This window comes from Micromonospora sp. WMMD980 (genome assembly GCF_029626035.1).
In the GTDB taxonomy this organism is placed as follows: domain Bacteria; phylum Actinomycetota; class Actinomycetes; order Mycobacteriales; family Micromonosporaceae; genus Micromonospora.
The window spans coordinates 3832441-3850687 of the sequence record NZ_JARUBE010000003.1 but is presented as its reverse complement, the minus strand read 5'-3'; the positions used below and the strand labels follow the sequence as shown (position 1 = coordinate 3850687).

The 18247-nt window shown below is 73.8% G+C and carries 12 protein-coding genes and 3 pseudogenes; 5 read left to right on the top strand and 10 right to left on the bottom strand.

The genetic code is table 11. The features are described from left to right. Positions 1-422: 422 nt before the first annotated feature. Together O7618_RS17925 and O7618_RS17920 are read left to right on the top strand one after the other, a co-directional pair. Positions 423-1034: pseudogene (locus tag O7618_RS17925) on the top strand (MFS transporter); the annotation flags it as partial. Between the two features lie 91 nt (positions 1035-1125). Further along, positions 1126-1929 carry an MFS transporter gene (locus tag O7618_RS17920; RefSeq protein ID WP_278107241.1) on the top strand — a complete coding sequence of 268 codons (804 nt, stop codon included), beginning with the start codon at positions 1126-1128 and terminating at the stop codon, positions 1927-1929. A gap of 47 nt (positions 1930-1976) precedes the next feature. Here O7618_RS17920 and O7618_RS17915 read toward each other — a convergent pair whose 3' ends face one another. Together O7618_RS17915 and O7618_RS17910 are read right to left on the bottom strand one after the other, a co-directional pair. After that, positions 1977-2849, bottom strand: a complete 873-nt coding sequence (locus O7618_RS17915) for an endo alpha-1,4 polygalactosaminidase (RefSeq protein WP_278107240.1) — start codon at positions 2847-2849, stop codon at positions 1977-1979. Positions 2850-2927: 78 nt separating this feature from the next. After that, a complete protein-coding gene (locus tag O7618_RS17910; RefSeq protein WP_278107239.1) occupies positions 2928-4250 on the bottom strand; it encodes a CAP domain-containing protein in 1323 nt (440 codons plus the stop codon). A gap of 377 nt (positions 4251-4627) precedes the next feature. Here O7618_RS17910 and O7618_RS17905 point away from each other — a divergent pair, with 377 nt between their 5' ends. The 3 genes and pseudogenes from O7618_RS17905 to O7618_RS17895 all read left to right on the top strand — a co-directional run bounded on the left by O7618_RS17905 (position 4628) and on the right by O7618_RS17895 (position 9351). Further along, positions 4628-4822, top strand: coding sequence for a hypothetical protein (locus O7618_RS17905; protein WP_278110057.1), 195 nt, complete (start codon positions 4628-4630; stop codon positions 4820-4822). Positions 4823-5133: 311 nt separating this feature from the next. Beyond that, positions 5134-8734: pseudogene (gene smc / locus O7618_RS17900) on the top strand (chromosome segregation protein SMC). Continuing rightward, complete coding sequence (locus O7618_RS17895) at positions 8731-9351, top strand: HAD-IA family hydrolase (RefSeq protein ID WP_278107238.1); 621 nt, start codon at positions 8731-8733, stop codon at positions 9349-9351. Before smc ends, O7618_RS17895 begins: the two are co-directional and overlap by 4 nt. A 15-nt stretch (positions 9352-9366) precedes the next feature. Here the strand turns inward: O7618_RS17895 and O7618_RS17890 are convergent, their stop codons facing one another. From O7618_RS17890 to O7618_RS17850, 8 genes and pseudogenes are all read right to left on the bottom strand, one after another. Then, positions 9367-10692, bottom strand: coding sequence for an extracellular solute-binding protein (locus O7618_RS17890; RefSeq protein ID WP_278107237.1), 1326 nt, complete (start codon positions 10690-10692; stop codon positions 9367-9369). A 29-nt stretch (positions 10693-10721) separates the two neighbouring features. After that, complete coding sequence (locus tag O7618_RS32260) at positions 10722-12131, bottom strand: vWA domain-containing protein (RefSeq protein ID WP_347405381.1); 1410 nt, start codon at positions 12129-12131, stop codon at positions 10722-10724. 54 nt (positions 12132-12185) lie between these two features. Continuing rightward, positions 12186-13247: pseudogene (locus O7618_RS17875) on the bottom strand (caspase family protein); the annotation flags it as partial. A 58-nt stretch (positions 13248-13305) separates the two neighbouring features. Beyond that, entirely contained in the window at positions 13306-13689 is a 384-nt protein-coding gene (locus O7618_RS17870) for a hypothetical protein (RefSeq protein WP_278107236.1), read from the bottom strand. Positions 13690-13757: 68 nt separating this feature from the next. After that, positions 13758-15239: a N,N-dimethylformamidase beta subunit family domain-containing protein gene (locus O7618_RS17865; protein WP_278107235.1), complete on the bottom strand. Its 1482-nt coding sequence runs from the start codon at positions 15237-15239 to the stop codon at positions 13758-13760. Positions 15240-15441: 202 nt separating this feature from the next. Continuing rightward, positions 15442-15972, bottom strand: a complete 531-nt coding sequence (locus O7618_RS17860) for a DinB family protein (protein ID WP_278107234.1) — start codon at positions 15970-15972, stop codon at positions 15442-15444. Between the two features lie 131 nt (positions 15973-16103). Beyond that, the gene (locus O7618_RS17855; RefSeq protein ID WP_278107233.1) at positions 16104-17726 is read right to left on the bottom strand and encodes an MDR family MFS transporter; all 1623 of its coding nucleotides are present in this window, start codon (positions 17724-17726) and stop codon (positions 16104-16106) included. Positions 17727-17819: 93 nt separating this feature from the next. Next, positions 17820-18245 carry a MarR family transcriptional regulator gene (locus O7618_RS17850; RefSeq protein WP_278107232.1) on the bottom strand — a complete coding sequence of 142 codons (426 nt, stop codon included), beginning with the start codon at positions 18243-18245 and terminating at the stop codon, positions 17820-17822. Positions 18246-18247 lie beyond the last annotated feature (2 nt).

Sequence of the window (18247 nt, the reverse complement as noted above, 5' to 3'; positions counted from 1 at the left end):
GCCCGGCCCGGCCCGGCCCGGCCCGGTCTTGACTTTTCGGCCGGTCCGTCGTGGCCGCCGCGGAAACATCCGCTCCCAAGCGGTATGCCTGAGAGGCATGATTATGCCTCTCAGGCATACCGAGCTAAAGGCATCTACTCGAGGCTCGGGTTACGCGCAGTAGTTGCTGGCGGTGTGCTCGCCGGGACCGGGACCGGGAACGGCCGGGCCGCCGGCCGTCCGAGGGGTGGCCGAGGGGTGGCCGAGGGGTGGCCGAGGGGTGGCCGAGGGGTGGCCGAGGGGTGGCCGAGGGGTGGCCGAGCGCGGGCAGAGGCCAGGATTAACGCGCCTGGCGGCGGGGCATCTGGGGCCGCCATGGACGAACAGTTCTCGTCGGTGACACGCCGTCGTGCGCCGGTTCTCCCGACCTCCCGGAGCGCGTCATGAGCGCCGACGTGCAGACCGGCACCGTACGGACCAACGTCCCGGCCCGCCTGGACCGGCTGCCGTGGTCCCGTTGGCACTGGATGATCGTGATCGGTCTGGGCACGGTGTGGATCCTCGACGGCCGCGAGGTGACCATCGTCGGTAACCTGTCCGGCAAGCTGGCCGAGCCGGGCAGCGGCCTGGACATCACCCAGAGCCAGGTCACCGGCCTGGCCGCCGCGCTCTACGTGGCCGGTGCCTGCACCGGGGCGCTCTTCTTCGGGTGGCTCACCGACAGATTCGGCCGCAAGAAGCTGTTCCTGCTGACCCTCGGCCTCTACCTGGTCGCCACCGCGCTGACCGCGCTCTCGTTCGACACCTGGTGGTTCTTCCTGTTCCGGTTCCTCGCCGGCATGGGCATCGGCGGTGAGTACGCGGCCATCAACTCGGCCATCGACGAGCTGATCCCGGCCCGCCACCGGGGCCGGATCGACATCATCATCAACGGCACGTTCTGGCTCGGCGCGGCGATCGGCGCGCTGCTGACCGTACCGCTGCTCAACGGCCTGCCGACAAACCTCGGCTGGCGGGTGGCGTTCGGTCTGGGCGCGGTGCTCGGCGTGGTGATCCTGCTGGTCCGGCGGCACGTGCCGGAGAGCCCACGCTGGCTGTTCATCCACGGGCGGGCGGGCGGACGAGGCGAACCACCTCGTCGACTCGGTGGAGACCGAGGTCGAACGGGAGACCGGCAGCGAGCTCACCGACGCCGACAGCTACATCGAGATCCGGCAGCGCAGGAGCACGAACTTCCTGGAGATCGCCAAGACGCTGTTCCGCCGCTATCCGAAGCGCGCGACGCTGGGCTTCTCGCTCTTCATCGGCCAGGCGTTCCTCTACAACGCGATCACCTTCGGCTTCGCCCAGATCCTGCAGACCTTCTTCGACGTCCCGCCCGGCAACAGCGGCTACTTCTTCGCGGTCATCGCGGTCGGCAACCTGTTCGGCCCGTTGCTGCTGGGCCGGCTCTTCGACACGGTCGGCCGGGTGCCGATGATCGCCGGCTCGTACATCGGCTCGGGGGTGCTGCTGCTCGGCACCGCCTGGCTGTTCCACGCCGGCGTGCTCAGCGCGGTGACCATGACCGCGTGCTGGTGCGTGGTCCTCTTCTTCGCCTCGGCCGGCGCCAGCGCGGCGTACCTGACGGTCAGTGAGATCTTCCCGATGGAGACCCGGGCCATGGCCATCGCGTTCTTCTACGCGATCGGCACCGCGGCGGGTGGCATCACCGGGCCGCTGATCTTCGCCAAGCTGGTCGGCAGCGGCCAGGTCGGCGACACCGTGCTGGCGTTCGCGATCGGTGCCTCGATCATGATCATTGGCGGTCTGGTGGAGCTGGCGCTCGGCGTCAAGGCCGAGGGGAAGTCCCTGGAGGACCTGGCCACCCCGCTCAGCGCCGAGCAGGCGGAGGTGCCGGCGCAGCGCGACGGCACCTCGACCCCGACCACCGGCGCGACCACCGGCTGACCGCACGACGACGCCGCCCCGCCGCTCACCGGTGGGGCGGCGTCGGGTCACGGCAGCGGGCAGGGCTCCCGCCAGGCGTCCAGCTTCCGGTCCTTGCGGATCGAGGCGAAGCCGTAGCCGGTCGCGGTGACGCAGGACGCGGCCGGGTCGCCCGCGTACTCCACGTGGAAGACCGGCTTGTGGGCGTCGGCGAAGGGCAGCAGCTTCGCGCACTCGCGCCGGCGTACGCACTCCTGGTTGACCGCGAAGTCGAAGTCGGGAGCCAGCGCCGCCACCTGCGCCACGTCGTCCACCAGGCCGGGGGAGAGGTCGAGCCGCCGGGCCAGCCCGGCCAGCCGGCGGTTGAACAGCAACTGCTCGTCGAAGCCCAGCGGGAAGCCCGAGCGGTGCCGGTAGCCGTCCGCGTCGGCCAGCGCGACCGCGCCGAAGCCCTTGCCCCGGCAGAGCCGGAACCGGTCGGCCAGCACCGGCGCCAGCGCGTTCCAGCTCCGAACGTCCAGGAACCGGCTCCCCGGCCGGCCCGGCACCGCCGCGCCGCGCACCGCGACGGGAAAGCGGGTGGCGTCCGGGTCGCCGGCCGCGTACGTGCCGACCCGGACCTGGCAGACCAGCCGGCGGTTGCGGGCGCGCAACGCGGAGGTCTCGGCGGAGGTGGTCCGGACCGGGTCGAGGAGGAAGACGTCCGCGTCCACGGAGACGTCCACCGGGCCGGAGAGTTGCCACTGCCAGGTCCAGCGGCGGGCCGACGCGGCCGGCCAGGAGGTCGGCGCGCCGGGCGGGACGGTGACCTGCTCCCGGCACGCCGGGAGCGGCGTGAGTAGTAGCGCGGTCAGCGCCAGTGCCACGCCCCGGCACGGCCCTCGTCGGCGGACGCGGGCCGGCCGGGAGCGCGGCACGGCACAGGCCGGCCGGATCCGCATCGACAGCTCCCCGGACGCGGGCGGCCCGACGCCGCCCCCGACCGGTCAACGAGCGCCGACCCGGTCACGACGCGCGGTTCAGCGCGGGGTGCCGAAGTCCTGCGTCCAGTACGGCCCGTTGCTGCGCGCCACGCCCACTCCGATCTGGGTGAACGAGCAGTTCAGGATGTTCGCCCGGTGTCCCTCGGAGTTCATCCAGGCGTCCATCACGGCGGCCGGGCTCTGCTGGTTCCAGGCGACGTTTTCGCCGTACGCCCGCCAGGCGTAGCCGGCGCGGTCGAGCCGCTGGCCGACGTTGCTGCCGTCGCTGCCGTCGTGCGACATCTTCTTGTGGTCGGCCTGGTCCTGGCTGTGCCGCTGGGCGGCGAGCGTCAGCTTGGAGTTGACGGTCAGCGCCTTGCAGCCGGCCTTGGCCCGTTCCTGGTTCACCAGGTCGACGACCTGCTGGAGCTCGGCGCTGAGGTTTCCGGAGGAGGTGGTCCGGGCGCCGGTGTTGCTCGGCGCGCTGCTGCGCTCCAGTTGGCGCGACGGGGCCTTGGTCCGGCTGGGCCGGGGCGTGACCTTCTTCGTCGGGCTGGGCTTCACGGTGGTCGGCGAGGCCGACGGGCTGGCGGAGCCGGGGACTAGCGCGTCGGCTGGCGGGCCGCTCTCGGTCTGCTCCGTTCCGTCCGGGTCGACGACCGCCGGCGCGTCGGCGGCGGTCCGCTCGGCCGGGCGGTCGCCACCCGGCAGCAGCAGGGCGCCGACGCCCAGGCTCACCACGAGCGTCGCGGCGGCGGCCGCGCCACCGATCACCAGCGGGCGGGAGAACCTCCGCTTCGGGCGGTGCCGGCTGTCGTCGGGCGGGGTGTCGGTCACCGGCTGCCAGGCGGCCGTGGGCTGCGCCCAGGCGCCGGCCGGCTGCTCCTCGCCGTTCCAGCGGGCCCGGTCCGGCAGCTCCTCGCCGTTCCACCGGTCCCGGTCCGCCGGGTAGGCGCCGGCCGGCTCGAACGGCGCGTCGTGGCCGTATCCAGGCGCGGCGACGCCGTGGCCGTAGCCCGGCCCGGCATCGGCGTAGCCCGGCCCGGCATCGGGGTAGCCCGGCCCGGCATCGGGGTAGCCGGCCGACGTGCCCTCGTGGCCGTAGCCGGCCTGCGCGGGGTGGCCGTAGCCCGGGTGCGTCGTGGTGGGGTCGGTGTCGTAACCGGTCGGGCCGTGTCCGGGCCCGTCGACGTCGCCGTAGCGGCCGGCGTCGAGGGTGGGCGGCAGGTTACCGGTGGGCGGCTGTGCCGGCTGGTCCCCGAAGAGGTACGACGACTGCGGCTGGGGCCGGTCGGTGAGCCACGCCGGACCCTGGTCGGTCGGCGGCTCCGGGCGCCGGGAGGCGTCGTCCGGGTCGATCGGGTCGGTCCAGCGGTACACGCCTGTCCCCTCCACGGGTCGGTTGCGGGCCGGGGTGACGCTACGGGCGCGGCCCGAGCAGCGGCAACGTGGCTAAGAAAGAGTTAAGGCGAAGCGGGCGGGAAGGATGAGGCGTTCACACATTCTTCAGGGCGTACAGTAAAGGCGTCCGGACAGAGCGTGTCCGCGCCCTTGTGGCAGCCCCCGGCGAGTGGCCCGGCCGACGTGGAGATGATCTACGGCCTGCGTCAACTTGACGAAGGAGGGGGTTCGGTTCAATATATAGGTGTCGCCAGTCGCGCCCAGCCATGCCCGATACACCCGGGGTAATGGCAGCCGCGAACATCATGGGCGCGCGTTGGCCGGCCTTTCCGGCAGCGCATATCGAGGAGTTCAGCATGGCGAAGGCCCTCTACGGCCACGTAGGTGCAGCGTCCGACCGACGGCTGCTCGACGAGGTCACCCGACTGCGTGCCAGGGTTCAGGCACTGGAGTTCGAGATCACGCGTCTGCGTGCCGACAACGATCGGCTCGCGGCGGCAGCGGCGGAGGCCGACGACCTCCTCCGTCTCGCCGAGCCCGCGCTGACCTGAGTTCCGGTTGTCGGAAAACTGAATCGCACCACACCGAAAAGCGCGCCGACACTTTGTGCCGGCGCGCAGCCATGTGCGTACCCTTTCGCCGTTGTTCGCAATTCTCGATCTTGCGGCGGCTTCAGCTAATTGCGTCCGAAAATTGTGATCTTGTGGGGTTCGCCCGACCGCGACGACGGGTGCGCCGCGCGGACGCCCCCCACCCGGGTGGGTCGCGTGCCGGTGCGGCCCCGGGCGCGGGTTAGTCTGCGGGTTCACCAGGTCCGCGCAGCCGGCGACGGTACGGCGACCACCGGACGAGGATCGAGAAGGTGCATCTCAAGAGCCTGACGGTGAAGGGCTTCAAGTCCTTCGCCTCCGCCACGACGTTGAAGCTGGAGCCCGGGATCACCTGCGTGGTGGGCCCGAACGGCTCCGGCAAGTCCAACGTCGTCGACGCCATCGCCTGGGTGCTCGGCGAGCAGGGCGCCAAGGCGCTGCGCGGCGGCAAGATGGAGGACGTCATCTTCGCCGGCACCGCCGGCCGGGCGCCGCTGGGCCGGGCCGAGGTCACCCTCACCATCGACAACACCGACGGCGCGCTGCCGATCGAGTACACCGAGGTCTCCATCACCCGCCGGATGTTCCGCTCCGGCGAGAGCGAGTACGAGATCAACGGCGACTCCTGCCGCCTGCTCGACATCCAGGAGCTGCTCTCCGACTCCGGCATCGGCCGCGAGATGCACATCATCGTCGGGCAGGGCCGGCTCGACGGCATGCTGCACGCCAAGCCGGAGGACCGCCGGTCCTTCATCGAGGAGGCGGCCGGCGTCCTCAAGCACCGCAAGCGCAAGGAGAAGGCGCTGCGGAAGCTGGACGCGATGCAGGTGAACCTCAACCGGCTGACCGACCTCACCGCCGAGCTGCGCCGCCAGCTCAAGCCGTTGGGCCGGCAGGCCGCGGTGGCCCGGCGCGCCGCAGCCATCCAGGCCAACCTGCGCGACGCCCGGCTCCGATTGCTCGCCGACGACCTGCACACGCTGCGCACCACGCTGGACCGGGAGATCGCCGACGAGACCGCGCTGCGCGAGCGGCGCGAGCAGATCGAGGGTGAGCACGGCGAGGTGCAGGGCCGACTCGGCGAACTGGAGGCGGCCCTGGCCGAGGACGCCCCGCTGCTGGCGGCGGCCCAGGACACCTGGTACCGGCTCTCCGCGCTCCAGGAGCGGTTCCGCTCCATCGAGCAGCTCGCCCGGGAACGGCTGCGCCACCTGAGCGCCAGCGGCGACGACGAGCGCCCCGGCCGCGACCCGGAGCAACTGGAGGCCGAGTCGCGGCGGGTCCGCGAGCAGGAGGAGGAGCTGCGCGCCGCGCTCACCGACGACCAGATCCGGCTGGCCGAGGCGGTCGAGCACCGGCAGGAGCTGGAACGGCAGCTCGCCGCCGCCGAACGGGAACTGGTGGCCGCCGCCAAGGCCATCGCCGACCGGCGGGAGGGGCTGGCCCGGCTGACCGGCCAGGTCAACTCCGCCCGGGCCCGCACCACGAGCGCCGGCGAGGAGATCGAACGGCTCGCCGTCGCGCACACCGACGCGCTGGGGCGGGCCGAGAGGGCGCAGGCCGACCTGGACGCGGTCGCCGAGCAGTCCACCGAGGCGGACCGGGACAACGCCGACCTGGACGCCCGGCACGCCGAGGCGGTGGCCGTGCAGGAGCAGGCCCAGGCCACGGTGCGCAGCCTCACCGACGGCGAACGCGCCGCCGAGAAGGACGCCGCCACCTGGAAGGCCCGCGAGGAGGCGCTCGCGCTCGGCCTGCGTCGCAAGGACGGCGCCGGGGCGCTGCTCGCCCGCGCCGACCAGGTGCCCGGCCTGCTCGGCGGCCTCGCCGGGCTGCTCACCGTCGCCCCCGGCGACGAGGCGGCGCTCGCCGCCGCGCTGGGCGGGCTCGCCGACGCGGTGGCGGTCAGCGGCGTGGACGAGGCGGTCGAGGCCATGCGTCTGCTCAAGATCTCCGACGCCGGCCGGGCCGGACTGCTGGTCGGCAGCCCCGCCGGTCCCGGCATGGACGGCCCCGTCGACGCGCTGCGCCCGAAGCTGCCGGACGGGGCCCGCTGGGCCCCCGACCTGGTGGAGTGCGCCGCCGGCATCCGCCCGGCCGTGCACCGGGCGCTGCGGGACGTGGCGCTCGTCGAGGACCTCGCCGCCGCGTCCGAGCTGGTCGCCGCGAACCCGGAGCTGCGCGCGGTCACCCCGGACGGCGACGTGGTCGGGGCGTACGCGGCGGCCGGCGGGTCGGCCAAGGCTCCCAGCTTCATCGAGGTGCAGGCCGCCGTCGAGGAGGCCCGGGCCAACCGGGGCACCGCCGAACGTGCCGCCGCCGAGCTGCGCGAGCGGTTGACCGAGGCGCGCGCCGAGGTGGCCGCAGCCAAGGAGGCGGTGCAGCACGCCGCCGCCGCCAAGCGGGAGGCGGAGAGCCACCGCAACGCCGCCGCCCGCCGGCTCGCCGAGCTGGGCGCGGCGGCCCCGCTCCGCAAAGGCCGAGACCGACCGGCTCGGCGAGTCCCGGGCCCGCGCCGAGGCGGCCCGGGAACGCGACCTGGCGACGCTCGCCGAGCTGGAGGAGCGGCTGCGGCTGGCCGAGACGACTCCGCTCGACGCCGAACCGTCCACCGAGGAACGCGACCAGCTCGCCGCGATGGTGCCGCAGGCCCGGCAGAACGAGATGGAGGTCCGGCTCGCGGTGCGTACCGCCGAGGAGCGGGTCGCGTCGATCGCCGGCCGGGCCGACTCGCTGGCCCGGCAGGCCACCGCCGAGCGGGCGGCGCGGGAGCGCGCCGCCGCCCGCCGCGCGGCCCGCACCCGGGGCGCGGAGATCGCCCGCGCCGTGGTCGGCGGCGCCCGCGAGGCGCTCACCCGGCTCACCGTCTCCATCGCCCGGGCCGAGGAGCACCGCGACGCCGTCGCCCGCGAGCGCGCCGCCCGCGAGGCCGAGCTGTCCGAGGTACGCGGCGCGGCCAAGCGTCTCGCCGCCGAGCTGGAGCGGCTCACCAGCCAGGTGCACCGGGACGAGGTGGCCCGGGCCGAGCAGCGGCTGCGCATCGAGCAGTTGGAGGCGAAGGCCGCCGAGGACTTCGGGCTCGACGTGTCCACGCTCGTCGCCGAGTACGGGCCGGACCAGCCGGTCCCGCCCACCGACGCCGACGTCGCGCTCGCCGAGTCCGACGGCCGGCCGGTGCCCGAGCCGGTCCGCTACGAGCGGCCGGTGCAGGAGAAGCGAGCCGCCAAGGCGGAGCGGGAACTGGCCCTGCTCGGCAAGGTGAACCCGCTCGCGCTGGAGGAGTTCGCCGCGCTGGAGGAACGCTTCAAGTTCCTCTCCGAGCAGTTGGAGGACCTGAAGGCGACCCGGCGTGACCTGCTGACCGTGGTCAAGGACGTGGACGAGCGGATCCTGGAGGTCTTCGCCAGCGCGTTCGAGGACACGGCGCGGGAGTTCGAGCAGGTCTTCACCGTGCTCTTTCCCGGCGGCGAGGGTCGGCTCATCCTCACCGACCCGGAGGACCTGCTCACCACCGGCGTCGAGGTGGAGGCCCGGCCGCCGGGCAAGAAGATCAAGCGGCTGTCGCTGCTCTCCGGCGGCGAGCGGTCGCTGACCGCGGTGGCCATGCTGGTGGCGATCTTCCGGGCCCGGCCCAGCCCGTTCTACATCATGGACGAGGTGGAGGCGGCGCTCGACGACGTCAACCTGGGCCGACTGATCACGTTGCTGGCACAGTTGCGGGAGAAGAGCCAGCTGATCGTGATCACGCACCAGAAGCGGACCATGGAGATCGCCGACGCGCTCTACGGCGTGACCATGCGCAGCGGTGTGACCCAGGTGATCAGCCAGCGGCTCAACCGGGCCGAGGACGACGGGCGGGAGACAAGCGAGTGAGTCGGGAACGCGCCACGGCGCTCCTGGTGGACTTCGACGGCGTGCTGCGCCGCTGGGACCCGGCGGTGGCCGCCGGCGTCGAGCGGGACTACGGGCTGACCGAGGGGGTGCTCGGCGAGATCGCGATGTCCTGGGGGCTGCTCCAGCCGGTGCTCGTCGGACAGATGAGCCACGCCGCGTGGATGGCGAGCGTGGCCGACGCGCTGACTCCCTCGCTCGGCGACCCGGCGCGGGCCCGGGCGGCGGTCGACGAGTGGCAGCGCTACCGGGGCGAGGTCGACCCGGACGTGCTGGCCTTCGTCCGCGAGGCGCGGGCCGCCGGCATCCGGGTCGGGCTGGGCACCAACGCCACCGACCTGCTCGACGCCGACCTGGCCGCGCTCGGGCTCACCGACGAGCTGGACGTGGTGGTGAACTCCTCCGTGGTGGGGGTGCACAAGCCGGCGAAGGAATACTTCCAGGCCGCCTGCGCGGCGCTGGACACCCCGCCGGCCCGGGTGCTCTTCGTCGACGACCAGGACCGCGCGGTGGCCGGCGCCCGGGTGGCGGGGCTGTCCGCGCACCGCTGGAGCGGGCCCACCGACCTGCGCTACCTGCGCGCCGCGCTGGCCTACTGAGCCGGCGGCCCCGCCTCAGTCCGGGGCGGGACCGGTCGGTGTCTTCCCGCGCAGGGCGTCGGTGAGCCGTGCGTCCAGGTCGTCCGGTAGCGCACGGCCCTCGATCACCTCCCGCACGTAGCCGCGCAGCACCCGACTGAACGTGACGTAGTGCGGGAAGACCGGCCGGAGCCGGGCCCGGTCGATCGCCGTGCGCAACAGCGGGAGGTAGGGGTAGTTCTCCTTGATGCCGACGTCCTCGTAGACGACGGCCCGGGTCGCGGCGAACCCGCCCTCCTCGAAGAGCGTCCGCTGGCTCTCCTCACCGGTGAGATATTCGATCAACGCCTGGGCGGCCCGGGGCTGCCGGCTCTGCCGGGCGACCGCCAGGTTCTGGCCGCCCAGCACGCTCGGCCCGGGCAGGTCGGTGACGCCGACCCGGGCAGCCGCCGCCGTCATCGCCGCCGACGGTGTCGCGGTCGGGTCGCCGCCGGTCAACTTGCGGTAGGCGACCGGCCAGTTGCGCATGAACGCGACCTCGCCCGCCGCGAACGCCTCCCGGCTCTGGTCCTCGTTCTGGTTGAGCGCCTTGCCGGACACCACGGCCGGCCCGCTGCTCCGCGGGGTCAGCGACCGGAGCGCGTCGGCCAGCCGCTTCGGGTCGATCGACACGTTTCCCTGGTCGTCGACGCGGAGGTCGCCGCCGTGCGCCCAGAGCGCTTCCAACGCGTTGACGGTCAACCCCTCGTAGTTGGCGAGCTGGCTGGTGAAGCCGGCCGCGAGCCCGGGCGTCCGCGCGGTCAGCAGCCGGCTCGACTCGGCCTCGATCTTCGGCCAGTCGAACGGAGGCGCCAGCCCGAGATCCTTGCGGTAGTAGAGGAGCCCGGCGTCGGTGTTGAACGGGAGCGCCCAGAGCCGGTCCTGGTAGCGGCAGGTGCGCAGCGGCTTCTCCAGGAACGACTCGTCCGGTCGGTCGGCGAGCCGGCGCTCGTCGATCGGGCGCAGCAGGTTCTTCTCCGCGAACGCCGCCGTCCAGGTGACGTCGAGATTGAACACGTCGATGTCCTGGTCCCGTTCGTGCTCCCCACGGTTGATCATCTCGGCGTACTGACCGTCCGCCGTCTCGGGCAGGCTGATCATTGTGGCCTGGTTGCGGGGGTTCGCCGCGTTCCAGAGCTTGATGAGCACCTGCCGCTGCTCCCCCTTGCTGTCGTCGCGACCGGTGAGGACGACCAGGTCGCCCGGCTCCAGGCCCTCCGGTCCGGCGACCTTCCACAGCAGGAGCGCGGCCAGCGCGGCCACCAGCACACCGCTCGTCAGGCCGAGCCCGAACGCCCGCCACCAGCCCCGCCGGCCGTTCACCGGCCGCGACCCGGTACTGCGAGTCGGTGTCATCGGTCCGCCCCCTTCCACAGCGCGGTGAACAGCCGGTCCAGCGTCGCGTCGAGGCGGTCGGTCCGGGTGTCGTAGCAGTCGCCCCCGGTGTCCTGCGCGAGGCGGTCGAGCGGCGAGCCCGCGCAGTCCGCGTCGCCCACGGCGAGGACGTAGAGGCGTACGCCGGACAGCTCCGCGGCGGCGGGTGGCGGCCGCCCGGAGGTGTCCTGGCCGTCGGTGACCACCACGAGCGCGCGCAGCGGATCGCCGCTACCGCCCCGGAGCTGGGCCGCGCCCTGCCGGATGGCCTGGTGCAGCGGGGTGTCGCCGGACGGCCGGATCCGCGCGACCGCGGCGCGCAGGCCGCCGGCGACGGCCGCCCCCGGTGGACCGAGCGGCACGATCGACCGGGAGTTGGCGGCCAGAGTCGAAAACGTGCGGAGGCCGAACTCGTCCCGCCCGCCCACCCGCTCCAGGGCCCGCCCGACGCCGTCCACCGCGACGTCGAAGCGGCTCCGGCGTCGATCCTCGCTCGGCTCGCGCATCGAGCCGGACGCGTCCAACGCGACCAGGACGCGGCCCGGCCGGTGTGCGCGGAGGTAGACCCCGAGCGCCCGGTCCTGCTCGCCGGCGACCAGCTCGTGCAGGGGCCGGACGCGGCCGAACGGCCAGTCGAACAACGCGCCGTTGGCGCGGTCCACCGGGGTGGCGGCGGTCACGCCCGGCGGCCGCAGGCCGACGTCGAGCAGGGCCCGCCTGCCCTCCTCCGCGTCGACCAGCCAGCGGGCGAAGGCGGACGCCGCGGCCCGTACCGCGGGGCTCTGCGCCGCCGCCGGCCAGCGGAGTCGGGCGACCGTGCGGAACAACAGCGGCGAGTCGGACGGGTAGAACGCCTGCAACCGCTCGGCCGCCGGCGGCGCGTGCTGGGCCGGGCAACCGGTGCCGAGCGGTCGGCCCTGGTTGAAGCGCACCAGCGCCTGCTCGGTGAGCACCACGGCCGGCGTGTGGCCCCCGGGGGCGGCGATGGCACGCGTCCGCTGCCGGCAGAGCACCGCGAGGTCGTCGCCGATCGGGTACGCGCCGGCGTCCAGCGCCTTGTCCACCCACCGCTCGACGTCGTGCCGGGCCGTCGACGGGGAGGCCAGCCGCCGCTCGTCGCCGTAGAGCGCGTAGGTGGCCAGGCGGGCGGGGGCGGAGACGGTGGGATCCGCGCGTACCACGCCCTCACCGCCGGAGATCGTCGGCGCGGTGGTCGCACCGGAGGCGTCGGGGAACAGCTCCCGCCACGTCCGCCCCATCCGGCGTGCCGCGTCGACGGCGTCGCCGGCGGCGACCTGCGCCTGCGGGACGCCGAGCACCAGCGGAGACGCGGCGATCTCGGTCACCCCGTCGACCACGCCCGCCCCGGCCGTGCCCAGGCGCTTCACGTCGACCGCCGACTCCGGCAGCCACAGGTCCGGGTGCGGCCCGACATCCTGGAGCTAGCGGTGACCCGGCGCGCCCGACGAGTCCCAGTGGGCACCGATGCCGGCCCGGACGTCGTCGGCGCCGGCGGGGTAGAGGTAGAGCCGGGCCAGCGCGCAGCCCCGGTGCTGCCGCGCGGACCACCGCTCGAACGCGTCCGCCACCTCGCGGTAGGGCTCCAACCCGGTGGCCGAGGTGGCCACCCGCACCTGCGGCGGCTGGAAGCAGCCGGCCCCGACGGCGGCGACCGGGCCGGCGTACCCGGCGGCGGCGCACAGGAGCGTCCAGACCGCGAGGATCGGCACGACGACGCGCCGGGGCAGCGCGCCGCAGGTGACGGGACGCGGCGTCGCCGCGACCGCCAGGCGCCGCAACCGGTGCACCGGGCCGTGGCCGGGCGGGGGCGTCGGCGCCTCCCGGCCCGCCCGGGCCACCCGGATCACGCCCTGCTTCCGGTAGACCGAGAGGGTGGGGCGCTGCCGCGGGCTGACCTCGTGGACCCGCTCGTCGACGTACTGGTAGAGCTCGTCGGTGTCGACGACGCCGTCGCCGTTCCGGTCGGCCGCACCGGTGCGCAGACCGTCCACCACCGCGCGGGTGAAGACACCCTGACCGTCGCGCTCGAAGCTGAGTTCGGTGCCGGCACAGGACGTGATCACGACGTGTCCGCGACTGCGGAACGGGCCGGTCAGGTCGGCGTCGTGCGCGCCCCGGGCCCGCTCGTCGCGCGCGAAGGCGTCGCTGTAGCAGCAGTCGAGCAGCACCACGATCTGCTTCGCCCGGCTGTCGGCCATCTCGTGCCGGATGTCGGCGGCGGACAGCGCGGTCGCCCGGATCAGGTGGCTGTCGTGCTCGGAGTCGCGGGCGGCGAAGAACAGGTCACCGGCCGCGTCCTTCAGCCCGTGCGCCGAGATGTGCAACAGCAGCAGGTCGTCGGGCTCGGTGTTGTGGAAGAAGACCGCGACGGCGCGCCCCACGGCGTGGACCGTGCGGTTGCGCAGCACGCGGACGTCGTCGAAGGCGCCGATCGCCGGGTTCTTCAGCACCTCGCGGAGGGAGTCCGCGTCCGCCACGGTGCCGGGAAGGGGGCGAACTGAGGATCCGCATAGGCCTCGTTCGCGATGATCAGCGCTCGTCTCATCGTTCCGGTGGGAACAACCGGTCGACGAACGCCTCGATCAGCCGGCGCTGCTCGTCGGCCGTGGCCCGGTCGACGACCAGCTCGTGCTCGCCGATGCGCACCTCGACCCGACCGCGACCGCGCCGCCGCTGCCACTCCCCGACGCCCCCGAGCACCCCGACGACGAGGTCCGCCTGGGCGGTCAGGGCGGCGAGCAGGGTGCCCAGTTCGGCGAGTTCACCGGCCCGGGCGCCGTCCGGCGCGACCGTGGCCGACTCCGCCGGGCGGACCGAACGGACGCCGTCGAGCCGGCGCAGCTCCCGGTGCAGGCGGTGGGTGGCTTCCTCGGTCGCGTCGTCGTCGTCATCGATGGTGACGATCCGAACCACCACGGTGTCCATTGATCGAAGGCTATCAGCTCTCCGCCAACCGGTCGGTAACATTCCGTACACAAAGGTGGTTGCGCCCGTCAGCGTCGCGCCCGGCCGGCGGTCACCCGGTCCAGCAGGTTGACGGTGGCCCGGGCCAGGCGGGCGTCGGCCACCGCCGGGTCGGCGAGCACCCGGGTCCAGCCCAGCGAGCCGGCGGCGAACACCCATGCCCCGGAGGCGGCCCGGTAGAGCCGGCTCTGCTGCACCTGCGGCGTGCCCTGGTGCCGGTAGGGTGACTCGGCCAGCAGCGCCTGCTCCGTGGCCTCGGGGCCGGCGAAGCGGGCCATGCGCCGGTCGGCCTCGCCCCACACCACCTCGGGGATCAGGTCGCCGTCCCGGACCCCGGTGCCGGCCCAGAACCAGTGCCCGGCGTCGCGCACCACGAGCGGGGCGTACCCGTCGACGGTGCTGACGTACTGGGCGCCGACGAACTGCTGCTCGGGCTGGCCGGCCGTCCGCCACCTCGTGGTGGGTGGCATCGGGCCGGACGCCGGCCGGCTCTCCTTGGCGCACCGGACCAGGCGGTCGTCCCGGTCGTCCGCGCCGTAGCGGATCCGCCAGTAGCAGTTGTTCGCGCCCAGGAAGACCAGGCTGGTGCCGGCGTCGCGGGCGCCGACCACCGCCCGGCGCGTCGGCGCCGACCAGTACTCGTCGTGGCCGGGGAAGACGACCGCCCGGAACCGGGCCGGGTCCACCCGCCCGGTGTGCAGGTCCTCGCTCGTGGCGTACCCCAGATCCAGGCCCAGGCCCTCCACCCAGCGGACGAAGCAGATGTCGTGGTCGGCCAGGGCCGGCAGGCCGGTGCCGGCGTACGGCCGGTCGTGGCTGACCGCCCGGGCCCGGCGCTCCCCGCTGCGGTGCCCGGCGGTGTCGAAGCCGTAGTAGAGGCTGGCGCCGGTGCGCCCGTCCTCCGGCCACCGGTTGTAGGCCTGCCAGGTGCTGGTCGGCAGCACCACCAGCGCTCCGCCGCCGGGCGCCGGCGGGCGCACCACGAAGGGGATCCACTGGTGGTGACCGGAGGCGCTGGCGAGCAACGCGAGGTGGAGCCCGCTCCCCCGGCCCGGCGGCACCGTCGGTCGCCACCCCGGACGCCAGTCGCAGCGGACCGCGCCGGTGGCCGGATCCGCGCGCGGCGGGCCCTGGGGAACGCCGTCCAGCCACGGGCTGACCGCCACCCGCCGCGCGCCCGCACCCCGGTAGTGGCCGAGGCGGAAGATCGTGATCCGGTACTTCTGCGGCTGGGCGACCGAGACCTGGAACCGCAGTTCCGCGCCGGGGGCGACGCTCGTGGCGTGCACGTAGCCGGCGATCTCGCCGGGCCCGTCCTGGGCGAACCGGAGCCCGGTCAGCCGGAAGTCGGCCGCGCCGGGCCTGGTGTTCTCGACCGCGACCGGGCCGGCACCGGACGGGCGGCGCGTGGTCGCCCGGACCGGCGCGCCCGGATCGCCCGGGCCGGTGCCCAGCGCCGTCGCCCCGAGCGCGCCGAGAATGCCCAGTGCCCGTCGTCGAGTGTGCCCCATCCCCGTCCCCGTCCACCTGGTCGCCTGCGTCCGGCGGTTCCGGTGCCTCGGCTGCGGGCCCGGCGGGGCCGGGGTGATCGGAACCGGCCACGGCCGTTCAGCCGCTAGACGTCCCGGGCCGGCGGGGCGTTGCCGCGAACGGTCACTTGTGGACGATCAGGGGTCGGGCGTCGGCCGTTCGGCCGAGCGGGTGGGTGGCCGGTCAGGAGCCGGTGACGCCGTCGATGCGTTCGCGGATCAGGTCGGCGTGGCCGTTGTGCCGGGCATACTCCTCGATCATGTGCACGTACACCCAGCGGAGGCTGATCTCGCGGGTGCCGCCGTCGCGCCGGGTGTGCGGGAACGTGTGCTCCAGCGGCAGGTCGGCCACCGCCAGGTCGGCCGCCTCGATCTCGGCGCTCAGGGCGGCGAACGCCTCGGCCGGGTCGGCGTCGGCGATGTCGTTGAGGTCGGCGTCCGGGTCGACGCTGTAGTCGTACATGTGGGGCAGGTCCAGGCCGGCCGCGTGACGGCGGAACCACCAGCGCTCCACGTCGGCCATGTGCCGCACCAGGCCGAGCAGGGTCAGGCCGGAGGGCTCGACGCTGCGGGTGCGCAGTTGCTCGGCGGTGAGGCCGGCGCACTTGAGGCGCAGGGTGTCACGGTGGTTGTCGAGCCAGCCTCGCAGCATGGCGCGCTCGTCAGCGATGAACGGCTCGTCGCGGCGGTCGACGTCGGGTGCTCTCCAGGTCATGATCGCAGATGTTAAGCGGGGGCCCCTTTACAACGCGAGGCGTTAAGCGGGGGCCCCTCCTTACACCCTCCGCTCGAACGGCAGTGACCGGGGCCGCGGGCCGTACCGCTCACGCTCCGGTGCGCTCATCGTCAGTCCCGCCCTCCGGTCCCGATCACCACCGCGTCGTTGCCGGCCGCGACCGTCGACTCCCGCTCGACCTCACCGGAGATCGGGTCGCCGTTGGTGCGGCGCAGCGGCACCTCCCGGATCAGCACCACGGCGATCAGGGCGAGCAGCCCGAACGGTGCGGCGGCCAGGAAGATGTCGCCGGCGCCGTGCCCGTACGCGGACTCCACCACGGCGCGGATCGGGGCGGGCAGCGCGTGCACGTCGGGCAGCGCGCCGCCGCCACCGGAGGCGGGGGCCGCGACGCCGATCCGGCTCAGCCCGTCGGCGAGGTAGCCGGTCACCCGGTGGCCGAGCAGCGCGCCGAGCGCGCTCACGCCGACCGCGCCGCCGAGGCTGCGGAAGAAGGCCACCACCGAGCTGGCCGCGCCCAGCTCGTGCGTGCCGACCGTGTTCTGCACGGCCAGCACGAGGTTCTGCATGGTCATGCCGAGGCCCAGGCCGATCAGCGCCATGAAGACCGCGAGCCGCCAGTACGGGGTGTCCGCCCGCATGCTGCCCATCAGCGCGAAGCCGGCGGTGAGCAGCGTCGAGCCGGCGACCAGCCAGCGCTTCCACCGGCCGGTGCTGGTGATGATCCGGCCGACCACGGTGGAGGCGACCAGCAGGCCGCCGATCATCGGCAGCGTCATCAGGCCGGCCATGGTCGGGCTCTCGCCGCGGCTGATCTGGAAGTACTGGCCCAGGAAGACCGAGGCGCCGAACATGCCGACGCCGACCGCGACGCTGGCGAGCACGGCGAGCGTGATGGTGCGGTTGCGGAACAGCCGCGGCGGGATCATCGGCTCGGCGGCGCGCTGCTCGACCCGGACGGCGAGCACTCCGAGCAGCGCCGCGCCGGCCACCATGACCGCGCTGGTCCAGGAGATCCACTCGTACCGGTCGCCGGCCAGGGTGATCCAGACGAGCAGCAGCGAGACGGCGGCGGTGATCAGGGTGGCGCCCCACCAGTCGATGGTCACCTTGCGCTTGACCACGGGCAGGTGCAGCGTCTTCTGGAGCACGACCAGGGCGAGCACGGCGAACGGCACGCCGACGTAGAAGCACCAGCGCCAGCCGAGCCAGTCGGTGTCCACGATCACGCCGCCGATCAACGGGCCGCCGATGGTGCCGACCGCCATCACCGCGCCGAGGTAGCCGCTGTAGCGACCGCGCTCACGCGGGGCGATCATCGTCGCCATGATCACCTGGGCCAGGGCGGTGAGACCGCCCGCGCCGACGCCCTGCACCACGCGGCAGGCGATCAGCTCGCCGGTGGACTGGGCCTGCCCGGCCAGCACCGAGCCCAGCACGAAGACCGCGAGGGCGAGCTGGACCAGGATCTTCTTGCTGGTCAGGTCCGCGAGCTTGCCCCAGATCGGGGTGGTGGCGGTGGTCGCGAGCAGGGTCGAGGTGACCACCCAGGTGTACGCGGACTGGGTGCCGTGCAGGTCGGTGATGATCCGCGGCAGCGCGTTGGAGACGACAGTGGACGAGAGGATCGCGACGAACATGCCCAGCAGCAGGCCGGAGAGCGCCTCCAGGATCTGCCGGTGGGACATGTCGACGGCGGTCGCCGTCCGGGTGGGCGCTGTCGCCTGCGTCATCGTGGAGTGCCTCCGAAGCGGGGGAAGAGAGCGTCTTGGTTGCCTTGAGCAACAACTTCGCGCGGTGCGGCTCCTATTCCCTTGGGGGCGGGGTCAGAACGTCTCGTTGAACCGGTGCATCAGCCGGGCGAAGGCCGCCACGTCCTCTTTCGGCCAGCCTTCCAGCGATCGTCGGATCTGTCCGAGTCGGGCGGCGCGGGCTGCGTCGAACCGCCGGGTGCCCTCCTCGGTGAGGCTGAGCTGGGCGGCCCGCCGGTCGGTCGGATCCGGGTCGCGGCGCACCAGGCCCAGCGCCTCCAGGCCGCCGATCTGCCGGCTCAGCGTGCCCTTGCCGATGCCCAGCTTGACAGCCAGGTCGGTGAGCCGGATCTGGCCCGAGCGCCGCAGCCAGAGCAGCAGCCCGTAGGCGTTCGGCTCCAGGTTCGGATGGACCTCGCGGGCGATCTCCCAGGACAGCGCCCGGCCGCGGCGCAGCAACGCGGTCAACTCGTGCTCCACGGCGCGCAGCGTCTCGTCCACGG

Excerpts from the sequence above, each read along its gene's own strand:
- O7618_RS17915 (WP_278107240.1), bottom strand. The coding sequence starts at position 2,849 with ATGCGGATCCGGCCGGCCTGTGCCGTGCCGCGCTCCCGGCCGGCCCGC.
- O7618_RS17905 (WP_278110057.1), top strand. The coding sequence starts at position 4,628 with ATGGCGAAGGCCCTCTACGGCCACGTAGGTGCAGCGTCCGACCGACGG.
- O7618_RS17870 (WP_278107236.1), bottom strand. The coding sequence starts at position 13,689 with ATGGACACCGTGGTGGTTCGGATCGTCACCATCGATGACGACGACGAC.
- O7618_RS17865 (WP_278107235.1), bottom strand. The coding sequence starts at position 15,239 with ATGGGGCACACTCGACGACGGGCACTGGGCATTCTCGGCGCGCTCGGG.
- O7618_RS17860 (WP_278107234.1), bottom strand. The coding sequence starts at position 15,972 with ATGACCTGGAGAGCACCCGACGTCGACCGCCGCGACGAGCCGTTCATC.
- O7618_RS17855 (WP_278107233.1), bottom strand. The coding sequence starts at position 17,726 with ATGACGCAGGCGACAGCGCCCACCCGGACGGCGACCGCCGTCGACATG.